13 protein-coding genes are annotated in these 18764 nt (G+C 65.0%); 10 read left to right on the forward strand and 3 right to left on the reverse strand.

Features of this window, described 5'->3' with window-relative positions; all coding sequences use genetic code 11:
• Positions 1 to 38: 38 nt before the first annotated feature.
• Positions 39 to 4598, forward strand: a complete 4560-nt coding sequence (locus tag HDG37_RS32055) for an S-layer family protein (protein WP_184054672.1) — start codon at positions 39 to 41, stop codon at positions 4596 to 4598.
• On the opposite strand, the gene HDG37_RS32060 is transcribed toward HDG37_RS32055, so the two are convergent.
• The 3 genes from HDG37_RS32060 to HDG37_RS32070 are packed head-to-tail and all read right to left on the reverse strand — an operon-like array spanning position 4595 to position 7038.
• Positions 4595 to 5395 carry a glycosyltransferase family A protein gene (locus HDG37_RS32060; RefSeq protein ID WP_221312207.1) on the reverse strand — a complete coding sequence of 267 codons (801 nt, stop codon included), beginning with the start codon at positions 5393 to 5395 and terminating at the stop codon, positions 4595 to 4597. The two genes, HDG37_RS32055 and HDG37_RS32060, sit on opposite strands and share 4 nt — an antisense overlap.
• Before the next feature lie 34 nt (positions 5396 to 5429).
• Entirely contained in the window at positions 5430 to 6227 is a 798-nt protein-coding gene (locus HDG37_RS32065) for a protein phosphatase 2C domain-containing protein (RefSeq protein WP_184054675.1), read from the reverse strand.
• 34 nt (positions 6228 to 6261) lie between these two features.
• A complete protein-coding gene (locus HDG37_RS32070) occupies positions 6262 to 7038 on the reverse strand; it encodes a hypothetical protein (protein WP_184054677.1) in 777 nt (258 codons plus the stop codon).
• A 784-nt stretch (positions 7039 to 7822) separates the two neighbouring features.
• Between HDG37_RS32070 and tssA the strand changes: the two genes are divergently transcribed.
• The 9 genes from tssA (at position 7823) to tssH (ending at position 18744) form a co-directional block, all read left to right on the forward strand.
• Positions 7823 to 8854 carry a type VI secretion system protein TssA gene (gene tssA, locus HDG37_RS32075; RefSeq protein WP_184054679.1) on the forward strand — a complete coding sequence of 344 codons (1032 nt, stop codon included), beginning with the start codon at positions 7823 to 7825 and terminating at the stop codon, positions 8852 to 8854.
• A gap of 93 nt (positions 8855 to 8947) precedes the next feature.
• Complete coding sequence (gene tssB, locus HDG37_RS32080; RefSeq protein WP_026226255.1) at positions 8948 to 9448, forward strand: type VI secretion system contractile sheath small subunit; 501 nt, start codon at positions 8948 to 8950, stop codon at positions 9446 to 9448.
• A gap of 25 nt (positions 9449 to 9473) precedes the next feature.
• Complete coding sequence (tssC, locus tag HDG37_RS32085) at positions 9474 to 10970, forward strand: type VI secretion system contractile sheath large subunit (RefSeq protein ID WP_184054681.1); 1497 nt, start codon at positions 9474 to 9476, stop codon at positions 10968 to 10970.
• A 45-nt stretch (positions 10971 to 11015) separates the two neighbouring features.
• Positions 11016 to 11504, forward strand: coding sequence for a type VI secretion system tube protein Hcp (locus HDG37_RS32090; RefSeq protein WP_184031795.1), 489 nt, complete (start codon positions 11016 to 11018; stop codon positions 11502 to 11504).
• 98 nt (positions 11505 to 11602) lie between these two features.
• The gene (locus HDG37_RS32095) at positions 11603 to 12439 is read left to right on the forward strand and encodes a type VI secretion system accessory protein TagJ (RefSeq protein ID WP_184054683.1); all 837 of its coding nucleotides are present in this window, start codon (positions 11603 to 11605) and stop codon (positions 12437 to 12439) included.
• Complete coding sequence (gene tssE, locus HDG37_RS32100) at positions 12432 to 12944, forward strand: type VI secretion system baseplate subunit TssE (RefSeq protein ID WP_018422993.1); 513 nt, start codon at positions 12432 to 12434, stop codon at positions 12942 to 12944. Before HDG37_RS32095 ends, tssE begins: the two co-directional genes overlap by 8 nt.
• A gap of 4 nt (positions 12945 to 12948) precedes the next feature.
• Positions 12949 to 14844 (forward strand): type VI secretion system baseplate subunit TssF, encoded by a 1896-nt coding sequence (gene tssF / locus HDG37_RS32105; RefSeq protein WP_184054685.1) that lies wholly within the window; start codon positions 12949 to 12951, stop codon positions 14842 to 14844.
• Complete coding sequence (gene tssG / locus HDG37_RS32110) at positions 14829 to 15908, forward strand: type VI secretion system baseplate subunit TssG (protein WP_184054687.1); 1080 nt, start codon at positions 14829 to 14831, stop codon at positions 15906 to 15908. Before tssF ends, tssG begins: the two co-directional genes overlap by 16 nt.
• A 4-nt stretch (positions 15909 to 15912) precedes the next feature.
• The gene (gene tssH / locus HDG37_RS32115) at positions 15913 to 18744 is read left to right on the forward strand and encodes a type VI secretion system ATPase TssH (RefSeq protein ID WP_184054689.1); all 2832 of its coding nucleotides are present in this window, start codon (positions 15913 to 15915) and stop codon (positions 18742 to 18744) included.
• The last annotated feature ends 20 nt before the right edge of the window (positions 18745 to 18764 follow it).

Below are 18764 nucleotides of genomic sequence, written 5' to 3' on the forward strand. Positions count from 1 at the left end.
GCAACGACAAGCAGCAGCAATCTGCACCGAGGTGTGCGATGAACAAGCGATGCAATGGGCGACCCGGGCATGTGAGCACGATCGCCGGCGCGGTCGCCGCGTTGTTCGCGGCGTCGTATATGCCGCTCGCGCTCGCGAATCCGACCGGCGCCCAGGTGGTGGCCGGCACGGTCAGCATCAACTCGCCGGGCGCGGGACAGATGCACATCACGCAGGGCTCGGCCAATGCGATCGTCAACTGGAACGCGTTTTCGATCGGTAGCGGCGAAGCGGTCAGGATCTCGCAGCCGTCGGCTTCCGCCGCGCTGCTCAACCGCGTGACGGGCAACGACCCCAGCTTGATCGCCGGACGCCTGCAGGCCAACGGCAAGGTGTTTCTCGTCAATCCGGCGGGGGTGATCTTTGCGCCGGGATCGTCGGTGAACGTGGGGTCGATGATCGCCTCGACACTCAATATCTCCAATGCCGATTTTCTTGCCGGCAACTTCCATTTCGTCGGCGCGTCCGCGGCGGCGCTCAGCAACGCGGGGTCGCTGACGGCGGCCGCGGGCGGCACCATCGCGTTGCTCGGCGGCACGGTCAGCAATAGCGGCACGGTCAGCGCAAAACTGGGCAGCGTCGCGCTGGGCGCGGGCAACGACATCACCGTCGACTTTGCCGGCGACGGTTTGACCACCCTGAAGATCAACCAGGGCGCGGCGCACGCGCTGATCGGCAATACCGGCACGCTGGCCGCCGACGGCGGCACCGTGGTGATGAGCGCACAGACGGCCGACGCGCTGGCGGGCACCGTCATCAACCAGCAAGGCATCGTGCGCGCGCAGAGCCTGAGCGAACACGACGGCCGCATTCTGCTCGACGGCGGCACGAACGGCGTGACACAGGTGAGCGGGACGCTCGACGCCAGCGGCGGCGCGGGGCAAACCGGCGGCAGGATCGACGTGACCGGCTACGACGTGGCGCTGCTGGCCGGAGCGTACGTCGATGCGAGCGGCGCCGCGGGCGGCGGAACCGTGCACTTCGGCGGCGGCCCGGCGGGTGCGGACCCCGCCGTTCGCAATGCCAATGCGATCTGGATGTCGCCGAGCGCCAGCCTCCATGCGGATGCGCTCGTCGACGGCAATGGCGGCAACGTCGTGGCTTACAGCGAAACGGCCAGCCGCATTTACGGCGCGTTGACCGCGAAGGGCGGGCCGCAGGGCGGTAACGGCGGCTTGATCGAAACGTCCGGCCACACGCTCGACACGACCGGCATGAGCGTCGACGCATCGGCGGCGAAGGGTCAGGGCGGCAGGTGGCTGCTCGATCCGTTCGAGGTCGACATCGTGACGCAGGTGCCGGATGTCACCGCGGCGCCGGTCCCGACGCAGACCGCAGCCGATTCGAACACGATGACGTTCGGGCCGATCACGGGCAGCACGTTCATCCTGAACACGGCGCTCACCGGTCCGCTGAGCCTCGGCACGTCGGTGACGGTACTGACGGGGACCGATCCCAACTTCGGCGCGGGCGACATCGTCGTCGACGCGCCGCTCAACCTCACGACCGGCACGCTTCCCGCCACGCTGAAGCTGAGCGCGACGGGGTCGGTGCTGGTCAACAACACCATCACGTCGAGCGCGGGGCCGCTCAGCCTCGTATTCGATGCGAACGTGGGCGGCACGAGTCCGCTCAGCCTGGTCTCGTTCCAGGGCGTCACGGTGAAGACCAACGGCGGCGGCGTGACGTTGGGAAGCGGTGGCGCGAGCCCGGTCCTGATCCAGAACTCGAACATCGACACCGCGGGCGGCGATCTGACGGTCACCGGCACGTTCCCGATCAATGGCGTGGCGATTGGCTATCTGATCACGTCGTCGTCGGGCATTTTCATCGACTCGTCGACCATTTCCACGGAGGGCGGCGTGTTCTCGCTGACGGGCGTCGCGCTGGGCCCGAACGCCAACGGTGTGGCGATCAACGGCACCAGCTCGCTCTCGACGACGAGCGGCGCGCTTCGCATCACCGGCACGGCTACCGCCGGCGGCGGAGGCAACGACGGCGTGATCGCGCAAGGTGACAATACGATTCAAACCGGCAGCGGCGCGCTCACCATCAGCGGCGCCGGCAGTTCGAATATCGAGGATCAGGGCATTGGCGTGCTTCTATCCGGCAGTTCCGCCAGTACGGCGAGCGGGGCACTGAGCGTGAACGGCAGCTCCTCAGGCAGCAGCGCGATGGGCGTGTTCCTGAGCGGCGGCGCCACGGTGGGCGAGGGTCCCGCGCTGCAGCCCGGGCTCAGCAGTTCGGGCGGCGCGATCTCGGTCAACGGCAGCGTGGCGCAAAGCGCGCAAGGGGGCTTCGGCGTCGAGATTCAGAACACCACGATCTCCAACACGACCGGCTCGATCGGCGTGACGGGCAATGTCACCGGTACAGGCACCGGCGGCACCTTCGCGGACGGCGTCTATTTTTATGGCACCACGTTGAGCACCGGCAGCGGCGACATTTCCGCCGCCGGCAGCGTGTCGTCGAACATGAACGTCAGCATCGGCCTCGACATGCATGGGTCGTCGGTCCAGTCGACGAGCGGCAACCTCAAGTTCACCGGACAAAGCGTGGGAGCCGCGGTGAACGGCGACTCGGTAATCGGGCTGATGTTCGAGAACACGCTATGCGTGGACTGCATCCAGACAGCCCCCGTATCGGTGACGACCGGCACGGGCACGGTGAGCCTGTTCGGCAGCGGCACCGGTCCGTTCGTGCAGGGTGTGCTGATCACCGACGGCACGACGATCACGTCGACCAACGGCGGGGCGATCGATATCCGCGGCGCGGTGAGCGGCCCGGCCGGCAGCAGTCCGAACCTGCAGAACGACTACGGCGTGCTGATCGCCAATGGCGCGATCAGCGCGACCGGGACGCGTACCACCACGATCGGCATTGCCGGTTCGACCACGACATCCGATCCGTGCGTCGCGATCGGCCTTGCGGTGCCCGAGACCGAGCAGAGCGAGTTTGGGCTGATCAATCCGACCTCCATTGTCACCGGCGGCAGCGTGACGAGTGCGGTCGCCAATGCCACCGCCGACAACGTGACGATCTCAACGACGAATCCCGCTTCGATCGTGTTGCGCGCATTCAACGACGGCACGGCGAGCAGCCTCGCCATCACGCAGGCGACGCTGTCGTCGCCGGGCGGCGTGCTGTCGATCATGCCGGCGTCGGTGGACCCGTCGAGCTTCACGATCACCGCTCGGAACGCGACGCCGATCACGCTGCTCGGCACGGGCGGCGGTCTCAGCATCGACGCCCCGACTTTCTCGACCTTCGCGTCGATTCCCGGCATCGTGCTCGGGTCCAGCACGCAAACCGGGCGCATCACCGTCGGCGGACAGTGCGTATCGGGCGGCTCGACTTGCGTGCCGACACGTCCGGGCTTCGCGAACAATCTCACGCTGTCCAACCCGGGCGCGGGCAGTCAAGGGATCGCGCTGACCTACGGCATCTCGACTCCGGGCCAGACCTTGATGCTGCTGTCGGCGGGTCCCGTCACGGACCCCGGCGGCATCCAGGCCGCCGGGCTGATTCTCGCCGGCCCCGGTACCTTCACGCTGACCGATCCGCAAAACGACGTCGGCGTGCTGGCGATGGCCAAGGCGGGGAGCGTCGACTTCTCGAACTCGCATGGCTTCGTGATCGGCCCGCTGACGAGCCAGACGTTCGACTCCGCCGCGAGCCAGTTGAGCCCGATGAGCGTGACGAACTCCACGCTGACCGGCAGCCTCGTCGCGACCGCTACGACCGGCAATATCGGGCTGGGCGCGAGCACGCCGTCCGCGACGGCTCCGAATACGAATCTGAGCGCGGGCGGCTCGATCGATCTGGTGATGGAGAACGGCGTGTTCGTCGATGCGAACTCCGGCACACTTGGCGCCGGCAACGCATGGCGAGTCTGGGCCAGCACCTGGAACGGCGAGACACGCGGCAGCGTGCAGCCGAACACCGCGCAGCCCAATTTCTACGGCTGCCTGTTTGGCTCGGGCTGTAGTTGGGGCGGCACGGTGCCCACCACCGGAAATCATTTCGTCTATGTCGCACGGCCGACGGTCACGGTCACCGCCGACGGCGCGACGCGCTACGTCGGCGCACCCAACCCGGCGTTCACCTACACGACGAGCGGCCTGATCAACGGCGATACCGCCGCGGGCACGTTGAGCGGCTCGGAGACGACCACGGCCACTCTGACTTCACCGGCGGGCGGCTATCCGATCGACCCCAACTTCACGTCCAGCGTGGGCTATATCGTCAACGAAGTGCCGGGCACGCTGACGGTGATTCCGTTTCCGAGCACGATCTCGAACCCGCAGGGCCCGATCCCCAATCCGGTCGCGCAAAGCGGTCTGCAGACGTTTTTCAGTAGCCAGGAGCAGACGTTCGTCTACGAAAACAATCTGCAGGGCACCAACATCTGCATCGGCTCGAACCAGCCGCTCTTCAGCACGACGCCGCCTGGCGAGAAACAGGACATCCTCGCGGTCGAATGGAAGCGGGTGCGTTCGCAGCCGAACCTGAACAGCTGCCTGCTGACGAACACCCAGCACGGCTGCGGTGACTACTAGCGGGAGCCAGGCGAAGCGGGCGGGACGGGTGGCGCGGCGCCTGCGGGCGAATGCAGCGCGCGCAGTTGCGCGATGGCGCCCTCGGCGCTCGCGACGAACCGTTGCGAGAGCCGCCATGCTTCGACGACCTCCTGATGGACGGGCTGCTCCATCCCGAGGTGAATCCGGAAGAATCGTTCAGCGTGGATGGCGGGGTGGTAATGCTGGCGCACCCGCTTCGCGTCGATCAGCCGCCGGTTGCCGAACAGCCTGCTCAATGCCCACGAAAACGCGCCGTCTTCTCCGCCGACGCGACGAAAGAACGCGTCGAGCGGAAACCCGCCCAGCGCGCGATACACCGCCCGCCGGATCACGAGACTGCTCGGCACGGTGTTGCTGAGGATTGCGGCATATTTATCGAAATCGGGATGCTCGACGATCGCGCGCGGAAAGCCCGCATAGTCGACATCGAGCCGTACCGATGCCTCGCCCGGACAACGCTGCAGATAGCCACTCGCCGCGGCCAGCGCGCCGGGCAGATATTCGTCGTCGGCGTCGATGAATCCGAGCAGATCCTCGGTCGCGTGCATCGCGGCCCAGTTGCGCGCGGCGGCGACGCCGCCGTTCACGTGCATGCGCAGTACTTCCACGCGCGCGTCGAGGCGGCCGTAATCTTGCGCGACTTCGATCGAAGCATCGGTCGAGCCATCGTCGACGACGATGATTTGCGCGGCCTCAGGCTGGATCAGGCAGCTTTCCAGTGCGCGGCCAAGCGTTGCCGCCATCTGCAGACAGGGAATGATGATCGAGATCGGCATGATGCGAGCCCCGTTCCGATGCTGATCCGCTGCGTTACGCCTGTGCCGGGCTGGGCATCAATTGCGTCGCCTGGGCGTCGTCGTCGCCGACCCACACCGCGAACGCCGTGAAGTTGTCGTGATTCGTGCTGGCGCTCGCGCGCACCTGTTGCGCGAGCGCGTCGAGCCAGGCGCCGGGTGTCGCCGCATGGGCCAGCGCGTCGGCGATGCCGGCGTCGTCGGTGTACTCCCACAGGCCGTCCGTGCAGATCAGGAAAGCGTCGCCGTCATGCAGCGCGAAAGTGCCGTCGACGCCCGCAATGGAGAGTGCGTCGCGCGTGCCCAGCGCCGCATACAGCACGTTGCGGCGCGGATGATGACGCATCTCCTCCTCGGCGAGCAGCCGCGCGTCGACCATCTGCTGAACCATGCTGTGGTCGCGCGTGCGCGCGCAGATCTCGCCGTGGCGGAAACAGTAGAGGCGGGTGTCGCCGCAATGGGCCCACGCGGCCGTCGCGCATTCGCGGTCGATGGCGAGCACCACGGCCGTCGAGCGCATGTCTTTTTCATTGCCTTGGCCGCGCAACTGTTCTTCGACGATGTTCTCATTGGCATGCGTGAGCGCGCTGATCAGCCGGTCGCCCGTCGGCGGTAATTCGGCAACGGTCAGGTAGCGCAAATCCGCCAGCACCGAAGCGACGACGAGGCGCGAGGCGGTGTCGCCGCCGCCGTGTCCGCCGGCGCCGTCGGCGACGACGCAATAGTAGAGCCGTTCGCTCGACCAGTCGCCGAACGAATCTTCGTTGCGCGGGCGGTCGCCCCGGTCGGTCAGGCTCGCGGTGGCAAGTTGCACCGTTGACCTCTCATATGCTCGCGGTCTGTCGAGCTCATTCCTGCGCGTGCGACTGCGCGGACAGAATGCCCAGAACCAGCAGGATGACGATGCGATTGCCCGGCGAGATGTCGATGCCGAGGTTGTGCTCGATCCATCGGCCGATTTGCGTGCGGGCGAAGTCGGCGGGTATCGAGCCTTTTTTCAGCGTGACGCCAAGCTTGCGAGCCCGGTAGTGATACGACGCGATGCCGTAACGCGCGGCCACCTGCGACAGACCGCCTTTCTCGTTCGACAGCCAGCCGAGACTGCCGGCGAGCAGCATGCGCTCGGCGTCGTCGAGCGAAGCGATGAAATGCGACGCGGATTCGCGTACCTCGGCTTCGTGCAGACCGTATTGCAACAGGACCGAGCCGATCGGATCGGGATGAAAAGCCGTTTGCCGGTCGATTTCGAGCATCACGTCGCCTTCGTCGAGCGACACGTTGCGCTGATGGCTCGCGCTGCGCAGACAGTCGATCAGATAGCGGCGGAAATAGGCGCACACGGCATGGCTGGTCGAAGGCGCGCTGTGCAGCGGGAAGGTGGGCAATGCCGTCGGCGCGGTATCGAGGCGGAACACCTTGAGATAGAGGAACTGCGAGATCAGTTCTTCCTTGTCCTCGCCCAGCGCCTGCAATTCCGACGGATGGTAGCCGGTCAGCGCGCGGCGCACGATCGTATAGATCGACGCCATTTCGTCGTGGCTCAGGCAGGTGCGGCGTTGCCACAGGTCGGGCAGTGCGCTTTCTCCAGCGTGGTCGGCAATTGCAGCGCTTTGGATATCTGCCACTTTTCACCCCGAAGGTGGTGAGCCCCGCTTCTTGAGGGCGGAGCCCGGCTGCTGACACTACCCATTTCGCCGCGTGTGTGGTGCGCCGGTTTTCTGTCCCCAATGAATCCGGCACTCGCTTTTGCCGCCATATCGGGCAGATTGCGTATGCCAAACGCTTGCAATACCGGCAATTCCGCCGTGCAACCGGCGCGTGATTCGAAAACAGACTTAGTCTATTGGCACGTTTTATTTATTACAAGGTAAAACTTAATATGTTATTCACCGCTCCGGCGACGGGTTCTATCGCTATCAGGACTAACCCTGGACGCAACGTAAGCGCTTACCGGCAAGCCGGGAAAGTCAAATTTTTTAAAAATCCGGGCACCTGATTCGTTTATCCAGATGTTGGGCGATCCCGCCAATCGACCGACCTGAAAGGGCGCGCTGGTGAGGTCGTAAGACGACTGTCCGAGCTTGTGATTTTAATGGTGCCGGAACGAAAAGGTTAAAACTTCTTAAGTGTTTATGGAGTTGAATGGTATTACATATACTGTTTCGCTTAATTAAACAAAATCCGTTTCTATTGCTATCCGGCTTTGATTTTCCGGGCTGCGTGCTATTCTCATATCGGATTGCCGCCGAGAAAGGACAACGCTCGCTAAAAACATCGCAATAGCTGGCGAAGGTAATCTAATCAGAGTTAACACGTATTTCCGGGAACGCTGATTCCCGGCGGGCAAGGGCAACCCGTACCGGTCACTTACGGTGCGTCGAGACTACTCATCCGAGACCGATACCAGACATGGCCACGCTTCTCGCGGGCGAAATGCTTGCCGACATATCAGCTGCCAGTCCATGCGGGGACGACCTCGAGTACGACCCTGACTTCCTTGCGCTCGAGCAGGTCGTCCACGGCAAGCCGGAAGTGCAGTTCGGCGAGACCATGGTCGCCGCCACGCCGCCTGACTGGAAAGTGGCCGAAGCGCTATCGCTTGATCTGCTCGCAAAAGGCCGCGACTTGCGCGTCGCGGTACACCTGGCGCGCGCGCTACTCAATCGCCGACGTTTCGCTGGCTTCGCCGAGGGCCTCGCGCTCGTCGAAGGCCTGCTCGAACAGCGCTGGGACCATGTCTATCCACAGCTCGATCCCGACGACGACAACGATCCGACCGCCCGCGTCAACGCGCTCGCCGCCCTCGTCGAACCGTCCGGCATGCTGGTGGACGTGCGCGACGCACCGCTCGCGTCGTCGCGCGCGCACGGTGGCGTCAGCTTGCGCGACATCGAATATGCGACCGGCGAAGTGCCGCTGCCCAAGGGCGTCGAGGCGGCGTCGCTGAGCTCGATCGACGCGGTGATCGCCGACGCCCGCCAGGACGCCGCCGAAGCCCACACGGCCTTGCTCGCGGCCACGCATAGCGCGATGCGCATCGAGACGGTATTGACCGAGCGTGTCGGCGCGGCGCGCTCCATCGATCTGTCGCCGCTATCGAGGCTGCTGCGGCGTGCAGCCGACTTTCTCGGCGAGCGTCTCGATGTCCCGGACGGAGCGCCGCAGGCATCGCCGAACGGCGACGTGACCCCGGGCGAAAGCGCCGGCGCGGCGCCGGCACCCGTGCCGCTGTCCGGCGACATCACGGACCGTCAGGACGTGATCCGCATGATCGACAAGATCTGCGCGTACTACGAGCGTCACGAACCCTCCAGCCCGGTGCCGCTGCTGCTGCTGCGCGCGCGCCGGCTGGTCGACAGGAACTTCATGGAAATTCTGCAAGACCTCGCGCCCGAAGGCGTGCGCCAGGCCAGGCAGGCCGGCGGTATCGAAAACGAGTAAGCAGTCAGGCGGGGATGGGCTTTTTCGCTTCTAGCAACGCCAGTCATGCGCCACGCTGCTTGCGGCCGTGCGGCGTCAACCAGGGGAATGGTCGTGGCCAAGGAAAGCAGCCAGAAATTCATCGCGCGCAATCGAGCGCCGCGAGTTCAGATCGAATATGACGTCGAAGTCTACGGGTCGGAGAAAAAGGTCAATCTGCCCTTTGTGATGGGCGTGCTGGCCGATCTCTCCGGTCAGCCGGCGGACCCGCTCGCGCCGGTGGCGGATCGAAAGTTTCTCGAGATCGACGTCGACAACTTCGACGAGCGTCTGAAGTCGATGAAACCGCGCGTCGCCGTGCAGGTGCCGAACGTGCTGACCGGTCAGGGCAACCTCGCGGTCGACATGACCTTCGAGAGCATGGACGACTTTTCGCCCGCGGCGGTCGCGCGCAAGGTGGACGCGTTGTCGAAGCTGCTGGAGGCGCGCGGCCAGTTGCAAAACCTGCTGACCTATATGGACGGCAAGACCGGCGCCGAGGAGCTGATCGCGAAACTGCTCAACGATCCCGCGTTGCTGCAGTCGTTGGCGTCCGCACCGAAGCCGCAGCAATGAGCGTGATCTACAGGGGAGTCTGACCATGGCTGAACCTAGCACCCAAGGGCAAGCGCAACCCGGCGAGGCGTCGCTTGAAACGAGCGATTTCGCGAATCTGCTGCAAAAGGAATTCAAGCCGAAGAGCGAGAAGGCGAAGGAAGCCGTCGAGACGGCGGTGCGCACGCTCGCTGAACAGGCGCTGCGCGATACGAACGTGATTTCGGGCGATGTGCTCGCGACGATCGAATCGCTGATCGCGCAGATCGACGAGAAGCTGACCGGCCAGATCAATCAGATCATCCACTCGGAAGAGTTCCAGAAAGTCGAGAGCGCGTGGCGCGGCTTGCACTATCTGGTCAACAACACCGAGACGGACGAGACGTTGAAGATCCGCGTGATGAACGTATCGAAGGGCGATCTGTACAAGACGCTCAAGAAGTACAAGGGCACCGCGTGGGATCAAAGCCCGATCTTCAAGAAGCTCTACGAAGAGGAATACGGCCAGTTCGGCGGCGAGCCGTATGGCGCGCTGGTGGCCGATTATTACTTCGACAACGGCGGGCCCGACGTCGATCTGCTGACGCAGATATCCAGGATCTCGGCGGCCGCGCATGCGCCGTTCATCGCCGGCGCCGATCCCGCGGTGATGCTGATGGATTCATGGCAGGAGCTGGCCAATCCGCGCGACCTGACGAAAATCTTTCAGACTCCCGAACATGCGGCGTGGCGCTCGCTGCGCGAATCCGAGGATGCGCGCTACGTCGGTCTCGCGATGCCGCGTTTTCTCGCGCGCGCGCCGTATGGCGCCAAGACCAATCCGGTCGAGGAATTCGATTTCGAGGAAGACACCGCCGGCGCGGACAGCGGCAAATACGCATGGGCCAATGCCGCCTATGCGATGGCGACCAATATCAACCGCTCGTTCAAGATGTACGGCTGGTGTTCGCGGATTCGCGGCATCGAGTCGGGGGGCGCCGTCGAGAACCTGCCGGTGCATGCGTTCCCCACCGACGACGGCGGCATCGACATGAAGTGCCCGACCGAAATCGCCATTAGCGATCGCCGCGAAGCCGAACTCGCGAAGAACGGCTTCATGCCGCTCGTGCACAAGAAGAACTCCGATTTCGCCGCCTTCATCGGCGCGCAGTCGCTGCACAAGCCCGCCGAGTTCGAAGACCCCGATGCCACCGCGAACGCGAACCTGGCTGCGCGTCTGCCTTACCTGTTCGCCTGCAGCCGCTTCGCTCACTACCTGAAGTGCATCGTGCGCGACAAGGTCGGCAGTTTCAAGGAGAGGGACGACATGCAGCGCTGGCTGCAGAACTGGATCCTTCAGTACGTCGACGGCGATCCGGCGCACTCGACGGAAGAGTCCAAGGCACGACGCCCGCTGGCGGCCGCCGAGGTGGTCGTCGAGGAAGTCGAAGGCAATCCCGGTTATTACACGTCGAAGTTTTTCCTGCGTCCGCACTACCAGTTGGAAGGCCTGACCGTATCGCTACGGTTGGTTTCGAAGCTTCCGTCCGCCAAGGCGGCATGACGGAAATCCCCATTCAGTGACGAATTGCTTTGAGCGGAGAAGAAGATGGCCATCGACATGTTCATGAAGCTGGGCGATATCAAGGGCGAGTCGCAGGACAAGACCCACAAGGAAGAAATCGAAGTGCTCGCGTGGAGCTGGGGCATGAGCCAGAGCGGCACGATGCACATGGGCACGGGCGGCGGCGCCGGCAAGGTGTCGGTGCAGGACCTGTCATTTACCAAATACAGCGACAAGGCGAGTCCGCCGATCATGGCAGCCTGCACCAAAGGCACGCACATCGACACGGCGTTGCTGACGGTGCGCAAGGCAGGTGGCGACAATCCGCTCGAGTACTACAAGATCACGTTGAACGGCGTGCTGATCAGCTCGTATTCGACCGGCGGCTCGGGCGGCGAAGAACGCTTCACCGAGAACGTCACGCTCAACTTCGAAAAATTCCATGTCGAGTACCAGCCGCAAAACGCGAAGGGCGAGAAGGAAGGCGGGGTGGTCGAAGTGAAGTGGAACATCCCCGCCAACGCGACTACCTGATCGGCTGACCGCAAAGGGCGACTGCACTGCGGCGGTCCTGCCGCCGCAGTGCGGCGGCGGGTGGGACGACTCGAGACAGCAGACCGGAGCGAACCGGCATGAACGCAGAAGAATGCTTGCGCGAAGGCGATCTCGACGGATGTCTGCGCGAATTGCAAAAACAGGTTCGCAAGGATCCGTCGAAAGCCGCCTATCGCGTCTTTCTCTTCCAGTTGCTCGCGGTGACGGGCGCCTGGGATCGCGCATTGACGCAACTGAACGTCGTCGGCGAACTCGACGCGGCCGCGTTGCCGATGGTGCAAACCTATCGTGAAGCGTTGCAATGCGAGGCGCTGCGCGAAGCGGTATTCAAAGGCGAGCGCGCGCCGCTGATCTTCGGCGAGCCGACCGGCTGGCTTGCGCTGCTCCTCGAGGCATTGCGGCTCGACACCGCGGGCGATAGCGGCGCGGCGGCCGCCGCGCGCGCGCGGGCGCTCGACGAGGCGCCCGCCACCGCCGGCGCACTGAACGGCGAACCGTTCAGGTGGCTCGCCGACGCCGACAACCGGCTCGGCCCGACACTCGAAGCCGTGCTCAACGGCCGCTATTACTGGATTCCTTTTTCGCGCATCAAACGGATCGAAATCGAGCCGCCGTCCGACCTGCGCGACCGCGTCTGGATGCCGGCCGTTTTCACGTGGTCCAACGACGGCCAGGCCGCCGGTCTGATTCCCGCCCGCTATCCGGGCACGCTCGCCGAGCCGAATCGAGCGTTGTGGCTCGCGCGCCTGACCGAATGGATCGGTGACGATCCCGTGCTCGCGCGGCCGGTGGGACAGCGTATGTTCGCCTCCGATGCGAACGACTACGCGCTCTTCGACGTGCGCACCATCGAACTGACGAACGGCGACGCGCCTCCCGAACAGGACGGCGCGGCCGCTCCGGATCATGGCTGAACTGACCGCGCGTGATCGCCTGCAACCGTCGCTGCTCGACCGGCTGACCGATCTCGAACCGGAGGCGAAGCAGGAAGCGCGCGAGCGGCGCGTTCTGTCGATGCGCGCGCTGCGCGAGAGCGTGCAGCGCGATCTCGGTTGGCTGCTGAACGCGAATGGCCTCGCGTCGGTGCAGGATCTGAGCGGCTATCCGTATGTCGCGACCTCCGTGATCAATTTCGGCCTGCCGGACATCGCCGGCAAGACCGCCTCGGGCATCGATCCGTCGCGGCTCGAGCGGCTCGTGCGCGATGCGATCTGGGCGTTCGAGCCGCGCATTCTGCGCGACACCGTGCGGGTCAGTTCGATGCAACTCGAAGAGACGACCGGGCGCCACAACACCGTGTCGTTTCTGGTGGAGGGCGATCTGTGGGCGCAGCCGTATCCGGAGCGGCTCTACTTCAGGACCGAACTCGACCTGGAAGTCGGCGAAATCCGCGTGATCGACCAGGGCGGGCCGCGCTGAAGCCATGAATCCAGACCTGATCAAATACTACAGCCAGGAACTGCAGCATCTTCGGGAGATGGGCGGCGAGTTCGCGCGCGAATTTCCGAAGATCGCCGGGCGCCTCGGACTGGAAAACCTCGAATGCGCGGACCCCTACGTGGAGCGTCTGCTCGAAGGCTTCAGTTTCCTCGCCGCGCGCGTGCAACTGAAGATCGACGACGAGTTTCCGCGCTTCACCCAGCATCTCGCGGAGCTGGTGTACCCGCATTACCTCGCGCCCACGCCGTCGATGGCCGTGGTGCAGATCCAGCCGGACCTGACCAGCTCCAACCTCGCGGACGGCGTGCGGGTTCCACGCGGCAGTACGCTGCGCAGCGTGCTCGACAGGAACGGCTCGACGCGCTGCGAATACCGCAGCGCGCACGAACTGACGCTTTGGCCGCTCGAAATCACGGAAGCGCGGTTTTTTACGCACGCGGGCTCGCTCGCCGGCATCGACAGCGCGCTGCCGGCGAGCATGGCGGCGGGCGCCGCTATCAAGGCCGGCCTCAGGCTGCGCCTACGCGCCACCGCTGGTCTGAGAATCAACCAGTTGAAACTCGACCGGCTGACGCTGTATCTGCGCGGCGCGGACGGGATGGCCACGCGTATCCACGAGCGTCTGCTCGGTTCGGTGAGCGGCGTCGTCGTGATGCCGGCCAAACGTCCGGCGTCCTGGCATGTGCAGTTGCCGGCGAGCGCACTGCGGCCGCTCGGGTTTGCCGACGATGAAGCATTGCTGCCGGTCAGCCGGCAGTCGTTCCAGGGCTACCGGCTGTTGCAGGAGTATTTCGCGTTTCCGCAGCGATTCATGTTTCTTGCCATCGACGGTTTGCACGCGGCGTTGCGGCGTTGCGCGGACACCGAAATCGAAGTCATCGTGTTGCTCAAACGCGGTGATCCGCTGCTCGAACAATCGCTCGATGCCAATAATTTCGCGCTGCATTGCACGCCCGCGATCAATCTCTTTGCGCGGCGTACCGATCGCATCGCGCTGTCGGACGAACAGTTCGAATATCACGTGGTGGCCGATCGCACGCGGCCGATGGACTTCGAGATCTATCAGATCGAGAGTGCGACCGGCTATAGCGCGGGCGCCGGCGGCGAGCAGCGCTTCGAGCCGTTCTATTACGCGCGCGATCTCGGCGCGACCTATCGCGCCGGCGCGTACTACCAGGTGCGCCGCGAAAAACGTCTGCCGTCGGCGCGTCAGCATGAGCGCGGCCCGCGCACGAGCTATCTCGGCAGCGAGATGTTCATCGCGCTGGTGGACGCGAGCAATGCGCCGTTTCGCGCTGACCTGCGGCAACTCGGCTTGCAGGTGCTGTGCACGAATCGCGACCTGCCACTGACGATGCCGGTCGGCGTCGGCCCCGCCGATTTCACGCTCGATGTCGAAGCGCCGGTGCAGAGCGTGCGCTGCGTGAGCGGCCCGAGCCGGCCGCTGCCGTCGTATGCGCACGGGGCCGTGGCGTGGCGGCTGTTGAGTCACCTGTCGTTGAACTACTCGTCGCTGCTCGATAACGATGCACAGGAGGGCGCCCGCGCGCTGCGCGATCTGCTGAGTCTCTACTGTCCCGCCGACGAGATCGCGAGTCAGCGGCTGATCGAGGGCGTGCGCTCGATCGATTCGCGCTCGGTGACGCGACGCTTGCCGGGCGCGGGACCGATCGTATTCGGCCGCGGTCTCGAAGTGACGCTGACGCTCGACGAAGCCGCGTTCGAAGGCGCCGGCGCGTTTCTGCTCGGTGCCGTGCTCGCGCAATATTTCGCGCAATACGTATCGATCAACTCGTTCACCGAGACCGTCGTGAAGACGCTGTCGCGCGGCGAGATCATGCGCTGGCCAGCGAGGGTCGGACAATGCCGGACGCTCTGACACTGTTGCGCCGGCTCGAAGACGATGCGCGCCGCTTCGACTTCTTCCAGGTCGTGCGGCTGCTGGAGAATGCGTATGCGGACAAGCCGCGCGTCGGCGAGTCGATGCAGCCGCGCGACGATGCGATCCGTTTCGTGCAGGAGCCCGAACTGGTTTTCCATCCGACGACGCTCGGTGACTTCACGCCGGCCGGCGAGCATCACGCCGCGCGCCTCGCGGTCAAGTTCTTCGGCCTGCTCGGGCCGCACGGTCCGTTGCCCACCCATCTGACCGAGTACGCTCGCGACCGCGCCCGCAACGCGAACGATCCGACCTTCGCGCGCTTTCTCGATGTCTTTCACCACCGGATGGTGTCGCTGTTCTATCGCGCATGGGCCAATGCGCAACCGGCCGTGAGTCTCGACCGTCCGGGGCGCGATCGCTTTTCCTTTTATGTCGGCAGCGTGTTCGGGCTGGGCGAGCCGACGCTGCGCGAGCGCGACGCGGTGCCCGATTTCGCCAAACTGCACTTCGCCGGATTGCTGGGCGGCCCGACCCGTCCGGCCGCCGGCTTGAAACTCGTGCTGGCGCACTTTTTCAACCTGCCGGTCGACATCGAGCAGTGGGTCGGCCATTGGATGACGCTGCCCGCGAATTCGTTGTTGCGTCTGGGCGCGCCGGACGGTTCGGCCGCGCTCGGCGTGTCGACGCTGCTCGGCGCGCGCGTCTGGGATTGCCAGCATAAATTCCGCATCGTCATCGGCCCGTTGAGCCGCGCTGATTACGAGCGCTTCCTGCCGGGCGGCGAGAGTCTGAAGCGCCTCGTCGACTGGGTGCGCAATTACGCGCGCGACGGGCTCGATTGGGATCTCCGGCTGGTGCTGAAACAGGAGGAGGTGCCACGCCTGAAGCTCGGGCGCCACATGCGCCTCGGTTACACCACCTGGACGCTCGGCCGCCCGGCGCGCGGCGATCAGCGTCAACTGGTGTTGCGGCCGACCGGTCCGGACGGCCGTTCACGGATTGCCGCGGCGGCCCGCGAGGCGTCCGCGGGGGCGCCGCCATCGACATCATCGAGGGAATAGAAAAATGGCCGAGATCAAACGGGCAGCGTTGTTCGGCAAGCTGAACAAGCTCGGATTCCGCGCAATCGAGAGCGCGAACGTGTTTTGCAAGTTGCGCGGCAATCCTTATATCGAGCTGTCGCACTGGTTCCACCAGATCCTGCAACTGCAGGACTCCGACCTGCACCGCATCATCAAACACTACGGGCTCGAGCCTTCCGCGTTGGCGCGCGATCTGACCGAAGCGCTCGACCGTCTGCCGCGCGGTTCGGCTTCGGTGACCGACATCTCGTCGCAAGTCGAGGAGGCGGTCGAACGTGGCTGGGTGTTCGGCTCGCTGATGTTCGGCGAGTCGCAGGTGCGCACCGGCCATCTGGTGGTCGGCCTCCTGAAGACGCCGTCGCTGCGCAACGGGCTCTACGGCATCTCGCGTCAGTTCGAGCGCATCAAGCTCGATTCGCTCGTCGACGAGTTTCACGGCCTGCTGCGCGAGTCGCCGGAAGCGGCGCTGAGCGCGAGCGATGGTTTTCGGGCGGGCGGCGCGCAGCGCGAAGGCGGCGACGCGGACACCACGGGCGGCCCGGTGCCGGCCGCCGCGCTGGGCAAGCAGGAAGCGCTGCGGCGCTTCACCACCGATCTGACCGAACAGGCGCGCAACGGCAAGCTCGACCCGATCGTCGGGCGCGACGAGGAAATTCGCCAGGTGATCGACATCCTGATGCGCCGTCGCCAGAACAATCCGATCCTGACGGGCGAAGCGGGCGTCGGCAAAACCGCGGTGGTCGAAGGCTTCGCGCAGCGCATCGCGGCGGGCGACGTGCCGCCGTCGCTGCACGACGTGCAGTTGCGCACGCTCGACGTCGGTCTGTTGCAGGCGGGCGCGAGCATGAAGGGCGAGTTCGAGAACCGCTTGCGGCAGGTGATCGAGGAAGTGCAGGCCTCGGAAAAGCCGATCATCCTGTTCATCGACGAAGCGCACACGCTGGTCGGCGCGGGCGGGGCGGCCGGCACCGGCGACGCGGCGAATCTGCTGAAGCCGGCGCTCGCGCGCGGCACGCTGCGCACGGTGGCCGCGACCACGTGGGCCGAATACAAGAAGCACATCGAGAAGGACCCCGCATTGACGCGGCGCTTTCAGGTCGTGCAGGTCAGCGAGCCGGACGAGACCCGCGCGATCCTGATGATGCGGGGCGTCACCTCGACGATGGAGCAGCACCACAAGGTGCAGGTGCTCGACGAAGCGCTCGAAGCCGCGGTACGTCTTTCGCATCGCTACATTCCGGCGCGGCAGTTGCCCGACAAGGCGGTCAGCCTGCTCGACACCGCCTGCGCGCGCGTGGCGGTCAGCCAGCATGCGACGCCCGCAGCGGTCGACGATTCGCGCAAGCGGATCGTCGCGCTCGAAACCGAACTGGCGATCATCGGCCGGGAAAGCGCGGTGGGCGTCGACACGCGGGAGCGTGAAGCCGCCGCGGCGGAAAAGCTCGCCGCCGAACAGGCGCGTCTCGCCACGCTCGACACCCGCTGGCAGGCGGAAAAACAACTGGTGACGCGGATTCTCGCGTTGCGCGCGCAACTGCGCGGCGAGACCGGCAAGGTGGAAGGCGCGGCGCAAGCCAGCCGCACGAACGAAGCGAACGAAGCGAACGAAGCGAACGAAGCGAACGAAGCGAACGAAGCGAACGAAGCGAACGAAGCTGCGAACGGAACGGTAAACGAAACAGCGGCAACCGGCGCGACTGACAACCCCGCCAGCGACACCGTGACGCGCGAAGCGCAGCTCGCCGAACTGCGCGAGTTGCAGGCGCAGCTCGCGCAGCATCAAGGCGAAGATCCTCTGATCCTGCCGACCGTCGACCAGCAGGCGGTCGCCTCCGTCGTGCAGGACTGGACCGGCATACCGGTGGGCCGGATGGTCCGCAACGAAATCGAAAACGTCCTGAAGCTCGCGGAGAACCTGAACCGGCGCATCATCGGCCAGGCTCATGCGACGGAGATGATCGCGCGGCGCATTCAGACTTCGCGCGCGGGTCTGGACAATCCGAACAAGCCGATCGGCGTGTTCATGCTCGCCGGCACCTCCGGAGTCGGCAAGACCGAGACCGCGCTGGCGCTCGCCGAGGTGCTGTATGGCGGCGAGCAGAACGTCATCACGATCAACATGAGCGAGTATCAGGAAGCGCATACGGTGTCGTCGCTGAAGGGCGCGCCGCCCGGCTACGTCGGCTACGGCGAAGGCGGCGTGCTGACCGAGGCGGTGCGCCGCCGTCCATATAGCGTGGTGCTGCTCGACGAGGTCGAGAAGGCGCATCCCGACGTCCACGAGCTGTTCTTCCAGGTGTTCGACAAGGGCTGGATGGAAGACGGCGAGGGCCGCGTGATCGACTTCAAGAACACGCTGATCCTGTTGACCACCAATGTCGGCACGGATCTGATCACGAGCCTGTGCAAGGACCCGGAGCTGATGCCGGAGCCCGAAGGTATTGCGAAAGCGCTGCGCGAGCCGTTGCTGAAGGTGTTTCCGCCGGCCTTGCTCGGGCGCGTCGTGGTCATTCCGTACTTTCCGCTGTCCGACGAGATGCTCGGCGCGATCATCCGGCTGCAGCTCGGCCGGATCGAGAAACGCATCCGCGTGTCGCACAAGATTCCGTTCAGCTACGACGACGACGTCGTGAAGCTGATCGGCAGCCGCTGCACCGAACTCGAAAGCGGCGGACGCATGATCGACGCAATCCTGACCAACACGCTGCTGCCGCGTATCAGCACCGAGTTTCTGACGCGCATGATGAACGGCAGCCCGGTCACGAAAGTGCAGATCGGCGCGCGCGACGGTGAATTTCTCTATACGTTCGATTGATCGAAAGCGGAGGATGCCTT

The sequence above is a fragment of the Paraburkholderia sp. MM5384-R2 genome (genome assembly GCF_014201025.1).
Taxonomy (GTDB): Bacteria; Pseudomonadota; Gammaproteobacteria; order Burkholderiales; family Burkholderiaceae; genus Paraburkholderia; species Paraburkholderia tuberum.

Excerpts from the sequence above, each read along its gene's own strand:
- tssH (WP_184054689.1), top strand. The coding sequence starts at position 15,913 with ATGGCCGAGATCAAACGGGCAGCGTTGTTCGGCAAGCTGAACAAGCTC.
- tssA (WP_184054679.1), top strand. The coding sequence starts at position 7,823 with ATGGCCACGCTTCTCGCGGGCGAAATGCTTGCCGACATATCAGCTGCC.
- HDG37_RS32095 (WP_184054683.1), top strand. The coding sequence starts at position 11,603 with ATGAACGCAGAAGAATGCTTGCGCGAAGGCGATCTCGACGGATGTCTG.
- HDG37_RS32055 (WP_184054672.1), top strand. The coding sequence starts at position 39 with ATGAACAAGCGATGCAATGGGCGACCCGGGCATGTGAGCACGATCGCC.
- tssC (WP_184054681.1), top strand. The coding sequence starts at position 9,474 with ATGGCTGAACCTAGCACCCAAGGGCAAGCGCAACCCGGCGAGGCGTCG.
- HDG37_RS32090 (WP_184031795.1), top strand. The coding sequence starts at position 11,016 with ATGGCCATCGACATGTTCATGAAGCTGGGCGATATCAAGGGCGAGTCG.
- tssG (WP_184054687.1), top strand. The coding sequence starts at position 14,829 with ATGCCGGACGCTCTGACACTGTTGCGCCGGCTCGAAGACGATGCGCGC.
- tssE (WP_018422993.1), top strand. The coding sequence starts at position 12,432 with ATGGCTGAACTGACCGCGCGTGATCGCCTGCAACCGTCGCTGCTCGAC.
- HDG37_RS32060 (WP_221312207.1), bottom strand. The coding sequence starts at position 5,395 with ATGCCGATCTCGATCATCATTCCCTGTCTGCAGATGGCGGCAACGCTT.
- tssF (WP_184054685.1), top strand. The coding sequence starts at position 12,949 with ATGAATCCAGACCTGATCAAATACTACAGCCAGGAACTGCAGCATCTT.